General features: G+C 67.4%; 16 protein-coding genes. 9 read left to right on the top strand and 7 right to left on the bottom strand.

Features of this window, described 5'->3' with window-relative positions:
* The first annotated feature begins 7 nt into the window (after positions 1-7).
* The 6 genes from ACSFB7_RS15445 to ACSFB7_RS15420 all read left to right on the top strand — a co-directional run bounded on the left by ACSFB7_RS15445 (position 8) and on the right by ACSFB7_RS15420 (position 4,662).
* Positions 8-1,018: a phage tail protein gene (locus ACSFB7_RS15445; RefSeq protein ID WP_435471515.1), complete on the top strand. Its 1,011-nt coding sequence runs from the start codon at positions 8-10 to the stop codon at positions 1,016-1,018.
* 2 nt (positions 1,019-1,020) lie between these two features.
* A complete protein-coding gene (locus tag ACSFB7_RS15440; protein ID WP_435471513.1) occupies positions 1,021-1,665 on the top strand; it encodes a hypothetical protein in 645 nt (214 codons plus the stop codon).
* 6 nt (positions 1,666-1,671) lie between these two features.
* A complete protein-coding gene (locus tag ACSFB7_RS15435; protein WP_435471511.1) occupies positions 1,672-2,154 on the top strand; it encodes a hypothetical protein in 483 nt (160 codons plus the stop codon).
* A gap of 102 nt (positions 2,155-2,256) precedes the next feature.
* On the top strand, positions 2,257-2,646 hold the full coding sequence (locus tag ACSFB7_RS15430) for a DUF3649 domain-containing protein (protein ID WP_435471509.1): 390 nt from the start codon (positions 2,257-2,259) through the stop codon (positions 2,644-2,646).
* Entirely contained in the window at positions 2,643-4,289 is a 1,647-nt protein-coding gene (locus tag ACSFB7_RS15425; RefSeq protein ID WP_435471507.1) for a PepSY-associated TM helix domain-containing protein, read from the top strand. The genes ACSFB7_RS15430 and ACSFB7_RS15425 overlap by 4 nt, the downstream gene beginning before the upstream one ends.
* 7 nt (positions 4,290-4,296) lie before the next feature.
* Positions 4,297-4,662, top strand: coding sequence for a DUF3325 domain-containing protein (locus ACSFB7_RS15420; RefSeq protein ID WP_435471505.1), 366 nt, complete (start codon positions 4,297-4,299; stop codon positions 4,660-4,662).
* Positions 4,663-4,664: 2 nt separating this feature from the next.
* Here ACSFB7_RS15420 and ACSFB7_RS15415 read toward each other — a convergent pair whose 3' ends face one another.
* Together ACSFB7_RS15415 and ACSFB7_RS15410 are read right to left on the bottom strand one after the other, a co-directional pair.
* The gene (locus ACSFB7_RS15415; protein ID WP_435471503.1) at positions 4,665-5,267 is read right to left on the bottom strand and encodes a short chain dehydrogenase; all 603 of its coding nucleotides are present in this window, start codon (positions 5,265-5,267) and stop codon (positions 4,665-4,667) included.
* Positions 5,264-6,331: an aldo/keto reductase gene (locus tag ACSFB7_RS15410; RefSeq protein WP_435471501.1), complete on the bottom strand. Its 1,068-nt coding sequence runs from the start codon at positions 6,329-6,331 to the stop codon at positions 5,264-5,266. Before ACSFB7_RS15410 ends, ACSFB7_RS15415 begins: the two co-directional genes overlap by 4 nt.
* A gap of 128 nt (positions 6,332-6,459) precedes the next feature.
* Here ACSFB7_RS15410 and ACSFB7_RS15405 point away from each other — a divergent pair, with 128 nt between their 5' ends.
* Complete coding sequence (locus ACSFB7_RS15405; protein ID WP_435471499.1) at positions 6,460-7,434, top strand: LysR family transcriptional regulator; 975 nt, start codon at positions 6,460-6,462, stop codon at positions 7,432-7,434.
* Here the strand turns inward: ACSFB7_RS15405 and ACSFB7_RS15400 are convergent.
* Genes ACSFB7_RS15400 through ACSFB7_RS15390 form a run of 3 tightly spaced genes read right to left on the bottom strand, consistent with a single transcriptional unit; the run spans position 7,376 to position 9,884 of the window.
* Complete coding sequence (locus ACSFB7_RS15400; RefSeq protein ID WP_435471497.1) at positions 7,376-8,773, bottom strand: aminopeptidase P N-terminal domain-containing protein; 1,398 nt, start codon at positions 8,771-8,773, stop codon at positions 7,376-7,378. The two genes, ACSFB7_RS15405 and ACSFB7_RS15400, sit on opposite strands and share 59 nt — an antisense overlap.
* A complete protein-coding gene (locus tag ACSFB7_RS15395; RefSeq protein ID WP_435471886.1) occupies positions 8,770-9,480 on the bottom strand; it encodes a nucleotidyltransferase family protein in 711 nt (236 codons plus the stop codon). The genes ACSFB7_RS15400 and ACSFB7_RS15395 overlap by 4 nt, the downstream gene beginning before the upstream one ends.
* Positions 9,481-9,503: 23 nt before the next feature.
* The gene (locus tag ACSFB7_RS15390; RefSeq protein ID WP_435471495.1) at positions 9,504-9,884 is read right to left on the bottom strand and encodes an S-adenosylmethionine decarboxylase family protein; all 381 of its coding nucleotides are present in this window, start codon (positions 9,882-9,884) and stop codon (positions 9,504-9,506) included.
* A gap of 145 nt (positions 9,885-10,029) precedes the next feature.
* Here ACSFB7_RS15390 and ACSFB7_RS15385 point away from each other — a divergent pair, with 145 nt between their 5' ends.
* On the top strand, positions 10,030-12,132 hold the full coding sequence (locus ACSFB7_RS15385) for a transketolase family protein (protein WP_435471493.1): 2,103 nt from the start codon (positions 10,030-10,032) through the stop codon (positions 12,130-12,132).
* A gap of 65 nt (positions 12,133-12,197) precedes the next feature.
* Positions 12,198-13,199 carry a type I glyceraldehyde-3-phosphate dehydrogenase gene (gene gap, locus ACSFB7_RS15380; protein WP_435471491.1) on the top strand — a complete coding sequence of 334 codons (1,002 nt, stop codon included), beginning with the start codon at positions 12,198-12,200 and terminating at the stop codon, positions 13,197-13,199.
* 43 nt (positions 13,200-13,242) lie between these two features.
* Here the strand turns inward: gap and ACSFB7_RS15375 are convergent, their stop codons facing one another.
* Both ACSFB7_RS15375 and ACSFB7_RS15370 read right to left on the bottom strand, forming a co-directional pair.
* Complete coding sequence (locus ACSFB7_RS15375; RefSeq protein ID WP_435471489.1) at positions 13,243-13,842, bottom strand: hypothetical protein; 600 nt, start codon at positions 13,840-13,842, stop codon at positions 13,243-13,245.
* 32 nt (positions 13,843-13,874) lie between these two features.
* Positions 13,875-14,480, bottom strand: coding sequence for a hypothetical protein (locus ACSFB7_RS15370; protein WP_435471487.1), 606 nt, complete (start codon positions 14,478-14,480; stop codon positions 13,875-13,877).
* Between the last annotated feature and the right edge of the window lie 18 nt (positions 14,481-14,498).

Genomic DNA, 14,498 nt, shown 5'->3' with positions numbered 1-14,498 from the left:
TCACACGATGGCACACAAGACCGCCGACCGAATCCTGGAGTCCAGCACCTCCGTGGGGCTGGGCGCCTTCGCGCTGGAGGGCGCCGTCGATGCCTATCGACCGTTCTCCGCCGCCGGGATGGCAGAGGGAGACACCTGCCACTACATGATCAACGCGGTCGACTCTGTCGGCCGCCCCACCGGCCTGTTTGAACTGGGCCGTGCCACGATGACCGGAGCTGCGCTTGCGCGGACGCTGGTCATCGCATCGAGCAATGCCGGCGCCGCAGTCGACTTTCCGGAAGGTGCGAAGCAGATCGGCCTGACCATCCTGTCGGCGTCCACCGACCAGCTGAAGGCGGACTGGCAGGAAGCGCTCGGCCTCGACCAGACCGGCATGGTCTGCTACTTCGCGCAATCGACGCCGCCCGCGGGCTACCTCAAGCGCAATGGCGCGGCGGTGTCGCGCACGACGTATGCGCGGCTCTTCGCGAAGATCGGCACGACGTATGGGGCGGGCGATGGCTCGGCCACGTTCAACCTGCCCGATGGGCGGGGCGTGTTCGATCGAGGGCTGGATGAAGGGCGGGGGCTCGATCCCGGACGCGCGCTGGGTTCATACCAGGACAGCGCGAACCTGTCGCACACGCATGGCGTGAGCGACTCCGGACACGGGCACAGCATCATCGATCCCGGTCATGCGCATGGCGTTGCGGATCCGGGCCACGCGCACGGTGCATGGACCGATGCGCAGGGATCTCACGCGCACGGCTACCTAGGCACCGCGCCGGCCTATGTCGCAGCGGTGACCCCCATAGGCTATGGCTTCAGCACGACTGAAACCGGTCGCGGCACGGACCCTGTCGGCAATCACGGTCACAACGTGGGAGTTGGTGCGTCGGGCACAGGCATCGGCATATATGCCGCCGCCACCGGCATCGGCATCAAGGGCGACCACGCCAATGTTTCAGTGCTCGCCATCGGCGAAACCGAGGCCCGCCCGCGCAACAACGCCTACCTCGCATGCATCAAGTACTGACCATGAAAACCAAGACCGTTTACTCATTCGGACCTGACCGGATCTATGCCGGCCCGGTCGAACTCGACGAAAGTGACCTGTCGCCGGCCGACGAAGGCGATGTGTGGCTCATCCCGGGCAACTGCATGGCGACAGCGCCACCACCCGCTGTCGAAGGAAAGCGCCACTTCGCGGCGGCCAACGGCAGGTGGGTGGAAGAAGACATCCCCGTGCCGGAACTTCCACCGGAGCCTTCGCTGCCGGAGGTGCCGGTGGAAGAGCCCGCGCCGCCAGCGCCCGAACCCCGCGAGCCCACGCGCGAGGAGCGGGCGGCCGCGTTGCGGAGCGAAGTCCAGAAGCACCTCGACCTCACTGCGGCCGCCCATGGATACGACGACATCCGGACTGCGGTGACCTATGCCGACGAGCCCGCCGTGCCGCGCTTCCAGGCGCAGGGGCGTGCCTTTCGTGCATGGCGCTCGCTGGTGTGGGACTTCTGCTATGCGCTGCAGGACAAGGTGACCGCGGGCCTGGCTGAAGAGCCGACCGTCGAGCAGCTCCTGCCGATGCTGCCGGTGTGCGACTTCCTCGCGTTCCAGCCCGCTCCGGAGCCGGAGCTGGAGCCCGGCAGCGAACCGCCGCCCGTGCCCGCGGCACCGACGGAGTAGCGCCACATGTTCGGCGCATTGACCTTCGGTGCCTCGACATTCGGCGCCAAGCCGTTTTCGGGCGCACTCGTCATCGAGGCGAAGGGATACCTTCCGGCGACGGTCGACCTGGCGGGGGTTGGCGCGGGGCGGGCTTCATCCGCCGGCTTGTTCGAGTTGGACGCGGATGCGGTGGGTGGCCTGGTAGCCGTACGCAGCGGCGCAGGGACGATGACGCAGGGCGCCAGGTTCGACGGCCAGGCGTCGATCGTGTCCAACGTCACCGGCCTTGTGCAGCAGTCCGCACCCCTGATGGGCGTGGGGGCGGCCGTCGTTTCGGCCGACGGCTACGTCGAGGCGTCGGCGAGCTTCCTGGGCTACCGCCTGCGCGCGTACGACCAATTGTTCCCCGCCAACGTCGCGAACGGCGACAGGGTGCAGATCGGATCGCGTCTTTATGAATGGCGCGCGAACGCCGGGCGCTGGCGTCCGGCGGGGCCTGCGCCGTAGGAAGCGCAGAAAAGGTCCGGGCCGGCGCGTGAGCATTGGCCCGAACTGCGTGCCAATCCCCGCGTCGCGGGGTGGTCGTCGAAAAGATCGGTCTTTATCAAGATGCGTATCATTCTCATCTTCTCCGATCCTTTCCCTTTCCATGAATTCCCGAACGACCTCGTGCGCCGTCCGGCGCGCGTCGTGACCGCCGGCGTTCGTTACCGCCTTGGCGTGGCTTCGCGCGCGGTCGCCGCCATCGCCGGCGGCTACGGCGTCGCGGCGCTGTCCGCCGCCGTGCTCGCGCTGTGCCTGCCCGCGGCCTTCGGCATGGCGCGCAGCGAAGCCGCGATGACCGGCACGCTGGCCTCCTTCATCGTGTTCGCGCTCGCCGTGATGTGGGTCTTTGCCGCACGCACTGCGTGGCGTGCCTGGTCCGGTCTCGCCATCGCCGCAGTGCCGCTGGGCCTGCTGTTGCTGCTGCTCATCCGGATCACCGGGGGCCGCGCATGAAGGAAGGCTTTCGCCAGTCGATGGCCTGGCTGCACACCTGGTCGGGCCTGCTGGTCGGCTGGGTGTTGTTCATGGTGTTCGCGGCGGGCACCGCTTCGTATTTCAAGGACGAGATCACGCTCTGGATGAAGCCCGAGCTGCATGCGATCGCGCAAACCCCGGCGCCTCAGGCGAAGACGGCCGAAGCGGCGGTGGCCTTCCTGCAGCAGCGCGGCGCGGATGCCCCGCGCTGGTTCATCACGCTGCCGACCGAGCGCGAGCCGTCGACCAGCGTGCTGTGGCTCAAGCCGCCCCCGCCGCCCGGCTCTGCGCCCGTCGAGCGGCGCCGGCGCTTCGATCGCGCGATGCTCGATCCGGCCACGGGCCAGGCGATGACCGCTGCGCGCGAGACGCGCGGCGGCGAGTTCTTCTACCGCCTGCACTTCGACCTGCACTACATGCCCGCGCTGTGGGCCCGCTGGATCGTCGGCTTCTGCGCGATGTTCATGCTGGTCGCGATCTTCAGCGGCATCGTCACGCACAAGCGCATCTTCAAGGACTTCTTCACCTTCCGCCCGAAGAAGGGCCAGCGCTCGTGGCTCGACGCGCACAACGTGACGGCGGTACTCGCGCTGCCCTATCACCTGATGATCACGTACACCGGCCTCGTCACGCTGATGTTCATGTACATGCCGTGGGGCCCGCAGGTGGCCTACAAGGACCGTGGCGGCGAGCAGGCGTTCTTCTCCGAGGCTTTCCCGGGCGGCGGTCGCGACCAGTTCAAGACTTCGGGCACCAAGGTGCCGCTCGCGCCCATCACGCCGATGGTCGCGCAGGCCTCCGCGCACTGGGACGGCGCGGCCGTGGGCCGCATCACCGTGCACTTGCCGAACGACGCGAATTCCGTGGTGTCGATCACGCGTGCCGAAGGGCCGCAGCTGTCATACGACCAGCCGTCGATGCAGTTCAACGGCGCCACCGGCGCGCTGATCGGCGCGTTCGGCGACGCGCCCAAGCCGGCCGCTGAAACGCGCGGCGTGCTCTACGGGCTGCACATCGGCCGCTTCGCCGATCCGCTGCTGCGCGCGCTGTTCTTCCTCTCGGGCATCGCGGGTTGCCTGATGGTGGCGACAGGACTCTTGCTGTGGGCCGTGAAGGAGCGCCAGAAGTTTGCCAAGACGCTCAAGCAAGGCGGGCGCATCGGCTTCGGGCTGCGGCTGGTCGACGGGCTTAACCTCGGCGCCGTGGCCGGCCTGCCGGTAGCGATGGCGTCCTTCTTCTGGGCCAACCGCCTGCTGCCGCTGGACGTGGCCGATCGCGGCGAGGCCGAGATCCGCTGGTTCTTCATCGTCTGGGGTGCGACGGCCGTGCTGGGCCTGCTGCGGCCGACGCTGCGCATGTGGCAGGCGCAACTCGCGCTCGGCGCGTTGCTGTTCGCGCTACTGCCGGTGCTCAACGCGTTCACCGGCCCCGCGCCGCTGACGGTGAGCCTGCGCATGGGTCCGAGCGCGGTGGCGGGTTTCGATCTGGTCGTGATGGCGCTGGGCCTCGGCCTTGCGGGTGCCGTCTGGATCGTGGAGCGCAAGCGCCGCAAGACCATCGCAGCACAGGCGGCCAGGAAACAACCGCCGTCGGGGCTTGCCACCTCGGGCCAGGGCTCGTGAGGTCGCGATGAACGCGCTGCTTTTCGGATTGGTGTTCGCCGCATCGCTCGCCGGCTTCTGCGCGCTGAGCCTTGCGATGGACCGCCACAGCGAAGACGTCTTCGGACGCGGCAGCACGCCGGGGTCGTGGCGTCGCTGGCTGCAGTTGGGCGGCACCGCGCTGTTGTGCGTGTCGCTCGGCGCCAGCCTGCAGGCTTCCGGCCGAACGATCGGCTGGGTGCTGTGGCTGGGCTCGCTCACTGCGGCGGCCGTCGCCACGGTCGGCCTGCTGAGCTACGCGCCGCGCCGCTTTCACTGGATCGGATTTGCGGCAGCGGCCATCGCGCTGTTCGGCCTGCTGCTCTACCTGTTGCTCGCGGCCTTGCTCGCCTGACGTCACGTGATGATGCGCAGGGCCTGCCCACTCATCGCGCCTTCCACCGCTGCTGCATAGAGCCGCGCCACTTCGCGCGCCGGCGTGCCCTTCGGCCCTTGCAGGCCGAGCGCGTCCAGCGTCTCCTGCACCCAGCCGGGCGCCACCACGTTCACGCGCAGGCCGCGCGGCAGTTCGGGCGCGGCTTGCGCCACGAAGGCTTCCAGGCCCGCGTTCGCGAGTGCGCCCGCGCTGCCGCCCGGCAACACACCGTCGAAGCGACCGCTCGTCAGCGTGACCGACCCGCCTTCGCGCAGGCGCGTCGCCGCGCGTTGCAGCAGCGCGATCTGGCCGAAGAGCTTGGCGTGCAACGCCCGCGCCAGCCCTTCGTCTGACAACGTGCCGAAGGGCGCGAGCGGCACGCTGGCGGCGGTGGACACGATGGCGTCGATGTCGGGCACCGCATCGAACAGCGCATCGATGGTGGCCGGCGCATCGAGATCGACACACAACGGCGTGCCGTGGCGCGAGACCGCGATCACCTCGTGGCGCTCGCCGAGTTCCGCCACCACGGCGCGGCCGATGGTGCCGGCCGCGCCGATCACCACCACCTTCGATCGCCTCATGCCGGGCGACGCACCGAGCTGCCACCGGACAGCACACCCTGCGTCATCGGCAGCGCCATGAAGTCGTGCGGGAAGCCCTTGGCCACGGCACTCACCGCATCGAGGCGCTGCAGCGCATCGGCATCGAGCACCACGTCGAGCGCGCCCAGGTTGTCCTCGAACTGCGCGAAGGTGCGCGCGCCGATGATCGGCATGACCGTCGGCGCCGTGCGATGCAGCAGCCACGCCAGCGCGATCTGCGCCGGCGAGCGGTCCTGCTCTTTCGCGATCTGCGCCACCACGTCCGCGATGTCGAGCGAGCGCGGCTGCAGCGCACCATTGCCGGCCGTCACGTCCTTGCGCGTGCCCGTCACGCCCGCTTCGGCGCTCTGCGTGTGGCCGAGGTCGGCGCGCGTGTACTTGCCCGTCAGCACGCCGCTGCCCAGTGGCGACCAGGCCATCACGCCCAGGCCGAGTTCGTGCGCCATCGGCAGCAGCTCGCGCTCCACGGTGCGCTCGATCAGGCTGTGCTCGATCTGCAGCGCCACCAGTGGCGCCCAGCCGCGCAGGTCGGCCAGTGTCTGCATGCGCGCGACCTGCCAGGCCGGCGTGTCGGAGATGCCCGCATAGAGCACCTTGCCCGAACGCACGAGGTCGTCGAAGGCGCGCATCACTTCGTCGATGGGCGTGAGGTTGTCCCAGATGTGCAGGTACAGCAGGTCGATGTAGTCGGTGCCCAGCCGCTGCAGGCTCGCTTCGACCGAGCGGACCATGTTGCGGCGATGGTTGCCGCCCGCGTTGGGGTTGCCCGGCTGCATGTTCAGCGAGTACTTGGTGGCCACGACGACCGAGTCGCGCTTGCCGGCGATGAACTGGCCCAGCAGTTTTTCCGAGCTGCCGTTGGTATAGAAGTTGGCGGTGTCGATGAAGTTGCCGCCACGGTCCACGTACGCGTCGAACATGCGGCGCGATTCGCTGGCGTCGGCGCCCCAGCCCCAGTCGCTGCCGAAGGTCATGGTGCCGAGCGACATCGGGCTGACGCGCAGGCCCGAGCGACCGAGGGTGAGGTAGTTGTCGAGCTTCATGGTGAATGTCCTTTCGAGGTGCGGCGGCGCGGTTGCATCGCCAAGGCCTCGAAGGTAGTTGCGGCATTGCTTTGAAAAAAGCCCACCGGGATTGATGCTTTATGAAGCCCGTCTTCATAATGAACGCCATGCCACCCGAACTGCTCCCCGCCATCGCCGCCTTTGCACGGGTGGCCCACCACGCCAGCTTCACGCGCGCCGCGCAAGAACTGGGCGTGTCGCCTTCCGCCCTGTCGCAGACTGTGCGCGCGCTCGAACAGCGCCTGGGCGTGCGCCTGCTCGACCGCACCACGCGACGCGTCGGCGTGACGGAGCTGGGTCAGCAGTTCCTCGATGGCGCACGGCCGGGGCTTGCCGCGCTGGCGCAGGCGGTCGAAGGCATCGACGAGGCGCGCGACAGGCCCGCCGGTCTGCTGCGGCTGAATGTCTCGCGCGTCGCGGCCGAGCTGCTGCTCTTTCCGCACATGGGCGATTTCGCCGACGCCTACCCGGACATCACGCTCGAGTTGGTCTGCGACAACCGCATGGTCGAGCTGGTGGAAGGCGGCTTCGATGCCGGCATCCGTCTCGGCGAAAGCCTGGCGCAGGACGTGGTGGGCGTTCCGGTGGGTGGCCCGCTGCGCATGGTCACCTTTGCCGCGCCGCGCTACCTCAAGGGCCGCAAGCCGCCGCGCGTGCCCGAAGACCTGCGCGAGCACCGGTGCCTGAACTACCGCCTGACCACGGGCGGCCTCTATCGCTGGGAATACGCGCAGGACGGGCGCGTGCTGGACATCGCGCTCGATGGGCCCTTGATCAGCAACGACAGCGAGGTGTTGTTGGCCGCGGCCCGCGCCGGTGCGGGCATCACCTCGGCCTTCGAGGGTGCGGTGCGCGAAGACTTCGCAAGCGGCCGCCTCGTGCCGCTGCTCAAGCCCTGGTGGCCGACCTTTCCGGGCTTCTACCTCTACCACCCGAGCCGCGCGCAGATGCCGCGCAAGCTGCGGGTGTTCATCGACTTCCTGCAGGCGCGGCATGCGCCGCCGCCGGTGTCGCAGCGGGCCGTCAAGCTCGCATCAGCGCCTCGATCTCGTCCGCCTTCACCGGCACGCCGCGCGAAATGAGTTCGCAGCCGGTGGCCGTGACGATCGCGTCGTCTTCGATGCGGATGCCGATGTGGTGGAACTGCTCGGGCACGCCTTCAGCGGGCCGCACGTAGATGCCGGGCTCCAGCGTCAGCACCATGCCGGGATGCAGGATGCGGCTCGGCCGGTTCTTGATGACTTCGTTCGACAGCGGATCCTTGCGCTCGCTCACTTCGCCGACCTGCGTGGGCTCGACGTAGCTGCCGCAGTCGTGCACGTCCATGCCGAGCCAGTGGCCGGTGCGGTGCATGTAGAACTGGAAGTAGGCGCGCGAGTCGATCACGTCCTGCACGTTGCCGACCTTGTCGGCATCGAGCAGGCCCAGGTCGAGCATGCCCTGCGACAGCACCTTCACGGCCGCGTCGTGCGGGTCGTTGAAGCGGTGGCCGGCCTTGGTGACGGCGGCCGCCGCGTCCTGGCTCGCAAGCACGAGGTCGTACAGCGCGCGTTGCGGGCCGCTGAACTTGCCATCGGCCGGAAAGGTGCGGGTGATGTCGCTCGCGTAGCCGTCGAGTTCGCAGCCCGCGTCGATCAGCACCAGCTCGCCCTTGCGCACCGGCACGGCGGCGGCGCTGTAGTGCAGCACGCAGGCGTTGGCGCCGGCCGCGACGATGGAGCCGTAGGCGGGGTATTGCGATCCGCCCAGGCGGAATTCATGCAGCAGTTCGGCGTCGAGGTGGTACTCGCGCACATCCTTGCCCTCGCGCAGCATGCGGGCCGACAGCTGCATCGCGCGGACATGGGCGCGCGCGCTGATCTGCGCGGCGCGACGCATGATGTCCTGCTCGTGCGCGTCCTTGACCAGGCGCATCTCGTCGAGCGGGCCGCACAGGTCGCGCTGCTCCTCGGGGCACAGCGCGCCGTAGCGCACGCGCGCACGCACCGATTGCAGCCAGCCGTCGACACGGGTTTCAAGGCCCTTGTGGATGGCGAACGGAAACCACACGGTCGCGCGGTTCTCCAGCAACTTGGGCAGCTTCGCATCGAGGTCGTCGACCGAGAAGGCCTCGTCGACGCGCAGCGCGGCGGGGGCGGCGTCGGGGCCGAGGCGAAAGCCGTTCCAGATTTCGCGTTCCAGGTCCTTCGGCGCGCAGAACAGCGTGGCGCGGCCGTCGCCCGCCAGCACCAGCCAGGCGTTGGGCTCGGTGAAGCCGGTCAAGTAGTAGAAGTAGCTGTCGTGCCGGTACAGGAAGTCGGTGTCGCGGTTGCGCGCCCGTTCGGGCGCGGTCGGAATGATCGCGATGCCGTCCTTGCCCAGTTGCGAAGCGAGGCGCGCACGGCGCTCGGCGTAGATCGTGGTGGTGTCTGCTGAGGTCATCTTGGCGTGTTCAGTTGGGCGAGTCGTTCGGGCGTTCCCACATCGGTCCAGGGGCCGGTGTACAGCTCGGCGCTTGCCTGTTCATTGTCCATCGCGGCGCGCAGGATCGGCGCCAGCGGGGCTTTGAGTCCGGCCGGGTTGCCGGGCGGGATGCTGCAATAAGGCGGTGCGAACAGCGCGGCGCGGTACAGGCCGATGGTCGAGAAGGTGAACTTCTCGTCGGCCGTGTTCAGCGCAAGGCCCTCGGGCGACAGGCCGAAATCGCCCTTGAGGTTGTGCGCCGGGTTCGGCACCAGCCACAGGTGCGCGAGCTTGCCGCTGGCGATGAAGCGATCGACCGACGCCTGGGTGAAGGCGAAGCCGGGTGCGAACACGTCGCCGGCCGCGACCCAGAAAACTTCGCCCAGCAGGGGCAGCGCACGCACGATGCCGCCCGCTGTTTCGAGTGCGCCGCCGAAGTCGCGGCCCTCGTCGGAGTATGAAATTGATAGCGCCGGATGACCATTCAACAATGGGTTCGGGCCGAAGCGGCTCGAAACCTGTGCGCCCAGCCAGTCCGTGTTGACCACCAGCTCGGTGAAGCCACCAGCGGCCAGCGCCTCCATCGGCCACTGCATCAGCGGCTTGCCGCGCACTTCGAGCAGCGGCTTGGGCGTGGCGTCGGTCAGCGGCCGCATGCGCTCGCCGCGGCCGGCGGCCAGGATCATCGCCTTCACGGAACCCGCGACCTTCACGCTGCGACGCGGCCGCGTTGCAGCTCGTTGCGTTCGCTGTGGCGGGGCTGGAACAGCGCGATCAGCCCGTCCATCAGCGCGTGCGCCTTGGCCGAATGGTCGCCGCTGAAGTTGCAGACGTACACATCGAGCGTCACGCCGCGCTGCTCGGGCCAGGTGTGGATGCACAGGTGCGATTCGGCCAGCAGCAGCGTGGCCGTCACGCCGCCCGGCCCCTGCGAAGTGCCCGGAAATGCGTGGACCAGCTTGCCCACCGCCTGCAGTCCGGAGGCCGACACCGCCTTGGCGCAGACCGCGCCCAAAGCCGCGCTGTCGGTGAGCCATTGAAGACCGCATTGGCAGTCGTGAAGGTCGGCGGTGAGGTGCAGCCCATGCATGGGTGGCAACTCTAGCAGTCCGGCTGCCGCACAAGAACATCAGCGGGGTGTTGGGCCTGTATCGGCGCCGGCCCGGGCTCGCCCGGTAAAATCGCGGGTTCCCCCCTATCCCCTCCCACCCTTTTCCCCCGAAAGTCCCATGCCCATGGCAAACGAAGCCCTGATGGCCAACGCGATTCGCGCGCTGGCTATGGATGCCGTCCAACAAGCAAATTCCGGACATCCGGGTGCACCGATGGGCATGGCCGACATGGCCGTCGCACTCTGGGGCGACCACCTGCGCTACAACCCGGCCAACCCGCACTGGTTCGACCGCGACCGCTTCGTGCTCTCGAACGGCCACGCTTCGATGATGCTGTACGCGGTGCTGCACCTCACCGGCTACGACCTGCCCATCGGCGAGATCAAGAACTTCCGCCAGCTGCACAGCAAGACCGCCGGCCACCCCGAAGTCGACGTGACGCCGGGCGTTGAAACCACCACCGGCCCGCTGGGCCAGGGCATCACCAATGCCGTGGGTTTCGCGCTGGCCGAGAAGCTGCTCGCCGCCGAGTTCAACCGCAAGAGCCATGACATCGTCGACCACCACACCTACGCCTTCCTGGGCGACGGTTGCATGATGGAAGGCATCAGCCACGAAGCCTGCGCACTGGCTGGCGCCTGGCATCTGAACAAGCTGATCGCGCTGTACGACGACAACGGCATCAGCATCGACGGCCAGGTCAAGCCCTGGTACATCGACAACGTGGCAGAGCGCTTCCACGCCTATGGCTGGCACGTGATCGGCCCGATCGATGGCAACGACGCCAAGGAAGTGTCCAAGGCCATCGCCAAGGCCAAGCAATCGACCGACAAGCCCACGCTGATCAACTGCAAGACCGTCATCGGCAAGGGCAGCCCGAACCGCGCCGGCACCGCCAAGGCACACGGCGAAGCACTCGGCGCCGAAGAAATCAAGCTGACCCGCGACGCCATCGACTGGCACTACGCGCCCTTCGAAATCCCCGCAGACGTGTACGCCGACTGGGACCACAAGGCCGAAGGCGCAAAGACCGAAGCCGCGTGGAACGACAAGTTCGCCGCTTACGCCGCTGCGTTCCCCGAGCTCGCTTCCGAGTTCACCCGCCGCATGAAGGGCGAGCTGCCCAAGGACTTCCACCAGGTCGCCTTCGACACCGTGGTCGCCGCCCACACCAAGGCCGAGACCGTCGCCAGCCGCAAGGCCAGCCAGCTCGCGCTCGAAGCCTTCACCGCCGCGCTGCCCGAAATGCTCGGCGGCAGCGCCGACCTGACCGGCTCCAACCTCACCAACACCAAGAGCACGCCCGCCCTGCGCTTCGATCCGAAGACCGGCGCCGTGGTCATGAACCTGCCTGCGGTGCAAGCCAAGCAAGGCGCCGAAGACGAAGCCAAGCCCGAAGCACCGGTTGAAGCACCGCACGGCACCATCGGCCGCCACATCAACTACGGCGTGCGCGAATTCGGCATGGCCGCCATCATGAACGGCGTGACGCTGCATGGCGGCTACATCCCCTACGGCGGCACCTTCCTCACCTTCAGCGACTACAGCCGCAACGCCATCCGCATGGCCGCGTTGATGAAGCGCCGCGTGATCCACGTGTTCACGCACGACTCCATCGGCCTGGGCGAAGACGGCCCGACCCACCAGTCGATCGAACACGCCGCCTCGCTGCGCCTGATTCCGAACCTGGACGTCTGGCGTCCGGGCGACACGGCCGAAACCGCCGTGGCATGGGCCGTGGCCCTGCAGAACCAGACGCGCCCGACCGCTATGCTGCTGAGCCGCCAGAACATCGCCTATGCGCCGAAGTCGGAGCTGGGCGACATCAGCCGCGGCGCCTACGTGCTGTCCGAGCCTGAAGCCGTCGGCCTCAAGAGCAAGAAGACGGCCGCCGTCATCATCGCCACCGGCTCCGAAGTGCAGCTCGCACTCGCTGCGCAAAAGCTGCTGGCCGAAAAGAAGATCGCCGTGCGCGTGGTGTCGATGCCCTCGACCACCACCTTCGACCGCCAGGACATCGCCTACAAGAAGGCCGTGCTGCCGAAGAAGATTCCGCGCATCGCCGTCGAAATGGGCTGCACCGGTGGCTGGTGGAAGTACGGCTGCGCGGCCGTCGTCGGCATCGACACGTATGGCGAGTCGGCACCGGCACCGGAGCTGTTCAAGCATTTCGGATTCACGGCAGAGAACGTCGCTGCCACGGTCGAAGCCGCACTGCGCGACTGAGCCGCGGCAGGCGCTTCTTCTTCCCGTTCGTCCACAACAAGTTTTCAACCTTAGGAGCAAGTCAGATGGCTATCAAACTCGGTATCAACGGCTTCGGCCGCATCGGTCGCAACGTGCTGCGCGCAGCAGTGCAGAACTTCAAGAACGACATCGAGATCGTTGCCATCAACGACTTGCTCGAGCCCGAATACCTGGCCTACATGCTCCAGTACGACTCGGTGCATGGCCGCTTCAAGGGCGAAGTGACGGTTGAAGGCAACACGCTGATCGTCAACGGCAAGAAGATCCGCCTCACGCAAGAGCGCGACCCGTCGCAACTGAAGTGGAACGAAGTCGGCGCCGACGTCGTGCTCGAATCCACCGGCCTGTTCCTCACCAAGGAAACCGCGCAGAAGCACATCGACGCGGGCGCCAAGAAGGTGATCCTGTCGGCACCGTCGAAGGACGACACCCCCATGTTCGTCTACGGCGTGAACGACAAGAAGTACGCCGGCGAAGCCATCATCAGCAACGCCAGCTGCACCACCAACTGCCTGGCCCCGCTGGCCAAGGTGCTGAACGACAAGTGGGGCATCAAGCGCGGCCTGATGACCACCGTGCACGCTGCCACCGCCACGCAAAAGACCGTCGACGGCCCGAGCAACAAGGACTGGCGCGGCGGCCGCGGCATCCTGGAAAACATCATTCCGTCGAGCACTGGCGCCGCCAAGGCCGTGGGCGTGGTGATCCCCGAGCTCAACAAGAAGCTCACCGGCATGAGCTTCCGCGTGCCGACCTCCGACGTGTCGGTGGTCGACCTCACGGTCGAGCTGGTCAAGGAAGCCACGTACAAGGAAATCTGCGCCGAAATGAAGGCACAGAGCGAAGGCGCGCTCAAGGGCGTGCTGGGCTACACCGAGGACAAGGTGGTCGCCACCGACTTCCGCGGCGACCCGCGCACCTCGATCTTCGACGCCGAAGCCGGCATTGCCCTGGACAGCACTTTCGTGAAGCTCGTGAGCTGGTACGACAACGAATGGGGCTACTCGAACAAGTGCCTGGAGATGGTGAAGGTCGTGTCGAAGTAAGGCTTCGCCGGCAGAACAGGAACGCGCCCGAGGGCGCGTTTTTTCATGGGGACGACAAGTCCGGCATCTGTTCCGCTTCGTAGCGCCCGATGAGTCCGCGCAAGCTCTCCGCGTCGTAGCAACCGGGGCCAGCCCAGTCCAGGTTTTTCTTCAGCTCCGGGTCGTGCATCGCATCCGGCACGAGCATCTGCATTCCCTCCTGCAACCGGATGCCGCCGCTGAGCAGCCAGGCCACGGAGAACATCAGGGAGTCCAGATGCCCGCCCCAGTACAACTGGGCGAGTACCCAGGCCTCGGTGCTGCCGGCCAGGCCGTATTCCAGTGCGGAATCATCGAGGGCACGCTTGAATGTTGCCCAGTCCGATGGATGTTCGCCTTCGCGAAAAATGCCCGCGCCAAGGGCCCCGATGGCGCGAGCGATCGACCCGTGCAGCGAAGCGATGAACGAAGGATCGAGCGACACCTTGCCTTCGCGGGCCGATGCCATGACGCGTTGCCATCCCGTTGCAATGGCGGCTTCGAGCGCTGCCGGTGCGGTGAGTGGCGCCCAGTTTCCGAACGCCAGCTCGGTGCGAGCCAATGCGCGCGCAAGGTCCGGCGCGCGGCGTTCGGCATCCTCCCAGAGGGTTGCGGTGTTTGGCATCGACTGAATTGTCGGCCGGGCGCCGCGATGATTCAACGCAGCTTCTCGTCCCTGCGAATCTCACTGCTCAACTGCGACGTCAACCGCGTCGCGGCCCTTCGCGCGGCCAGCCCGAAGTCGCCCTTGAACTCGCCGAACTCCGCCGTGCCGTTGCCGGTCGCGCGCACGCGCGTCACTTCCGCGCCGGCAGCATCGGTCACCACGCACGAGACCTCCGCCGTGAACGACGTCGGCGGCCAGCTGATGAAAGAAGTCGAGCTGGAGTCCGTCTTGATGCGCGGCGTGAACACCAGCGACACGCCCGCTGCCTCGTTCGCCTTCGCATCGCCGGCAGTGCGCAGCACCACCACGTCGCGGTACACGGCGCGCAGCGCATCGCGTATCGACTTTTCCAGATCACGGTACGGGTAGTAGCTCACGCGGTCGCCGCTGCCACCGGGCGTGATCACCTCCACATCGCGCTCGGCATCGGTCATCACGTAGGCGACCTTCTTCGGAATCAGGTGCGCCTGCGACCGTGGTGGCGCGGTCTCGGTGATCATCGTGATCGGATGGACGCAGCCTGCGAGCAAGGCCACCAGTGCGGTGGTGGCTGCCAGCCGCATCGTTGCCGAAAGAAAAGAAGATCCCGTCGTCATTCGTGCCTCCGGAGCTGT

It is taken from the genome of Variovorax raffinosi, from assembly GCF_051216615.1.
GTDB lineage: Bacteria > Pseudomonadota > Gammaproteobacteria > Burkholderiales > Burkholderiaceae_C > Variovorax.
This window is presented reverse-complemented; position numbering and strand designations above follow the sequence as displayed.

Bases quoted from the DNA above. Each gene is read 5' to 3' on its own strand.
- ACSFB7_RS15415 (WP_435471503.1), bottom strand. From the start codon at position 5,267: ATGAGGCGATCGAAGGTGGTGGTGATCGGCGCGGCCGGCACCATCGGC.
- ACSFB7_RS15425 (WP_435471507.1), top strand. From the start codon at position 2,643: ATGAAGGAAGGCTTTCGCCAGTCGATGGCCTGGCTGCACACCTGGTCG.
- ACSFB7_RS15400 (WP_435471497.1), bottom strand. From the start codon at position 8,773: ATGACCTCAGCAGACACCACCACGATCTACGCCGAGCGCCGTGCGCGC.
- ACSFB7_RS15390 (WP_435471495.1), bottom strand. From the start codon at position 9,884: ATGCATGGGCTGCACCTCACCGCCGACCTTCACGACTGCCAATGCGGT.
- ACSFB7_RS15405 (WP_435471499.1), top strand. From the start codon at position 6,460: ATGCCACCCGAACTGCTCCCCGCCATCGCCGCCTTTGCACGGGTGGCC.
- ACSFB7_RS15410 (WP_435471501.1), bottom strand. From the start codon at position 6,331: ATGAAGCTCGACAACTACCTCACCCTCGGTCGCTCGGGCCTGCGCGTC.
- ACSFB7_RS15385 (WP_435471493.1), top strand. From the start codon at position 10,030: ATGGCAAACGAAGCCCTGATGGCCAACGCGATTCGCGCGCTGGCTATG.
- ACSFB7_RS15370 (WP_435471487.1), bottom strand. From the start codon at position 14,480: ATGACGACGGGATCTTCTTTTCTTTCGGCAACGATGCGGCTGGCAGCC.
- ACSFB7_RS15430 (WP_435471509.1), top strand. From the start codon at position 2,257: ATGCGTATCATTCTCATCTTCTCCGATCCTTTCCCTTTCCATGAATTC.
- gap (WP_435471491.1), top strand. From the start codon at position 12,198: ATGGCTATCAAACTCGGTATCAACGGCTTCGGCCGCATCGGTCGCAAC.
- ACSFB7_RS15420 (WP_435471505.1), top strand. From the start codon at position 4,297: ATGAACGCGCTGCTTTTCGGATTGGTGTTCGCCGCATCGCTCGCCGGC.
- ACSFB7_RS15445 (WP_435471515.1), top strand. From the start codon at position 8: ATGGCACACAAGACCGCCGACCGAATCCTGGAGTCCAGCACCTCCGTG.
- ACSFB7_RS15440 (WP_435471513.1), top strand. From the start codon at position 1,021: ATGAAAACCAAGACCGTTTACTCATTCGGACCTGACCGGATCTATGCC.
- ACSFB7_RS15395 (WP_435471886.1), bottom strand. From the start codon at position 9,480: ATGATCCTGGCCGCCGGCCGCGGCGAGCGCATGCGGCCGCTGACCGAC.
- ACSFB7_RS15375 (WP_435471489.1), bottom strand. From the start codon at position 13,842: ATGCCAAACACCGCAACCCTCTGGGAGGATGCCGAACGCCGCGCGCCG.
- ACSFB7_RS15435 (WP_435471511.1), top strand. From the start codon at position 1,672: ATGTTCGGCGCATTGACCTTCGGTGCCTCGACATTCGGCGCCAAGCCG.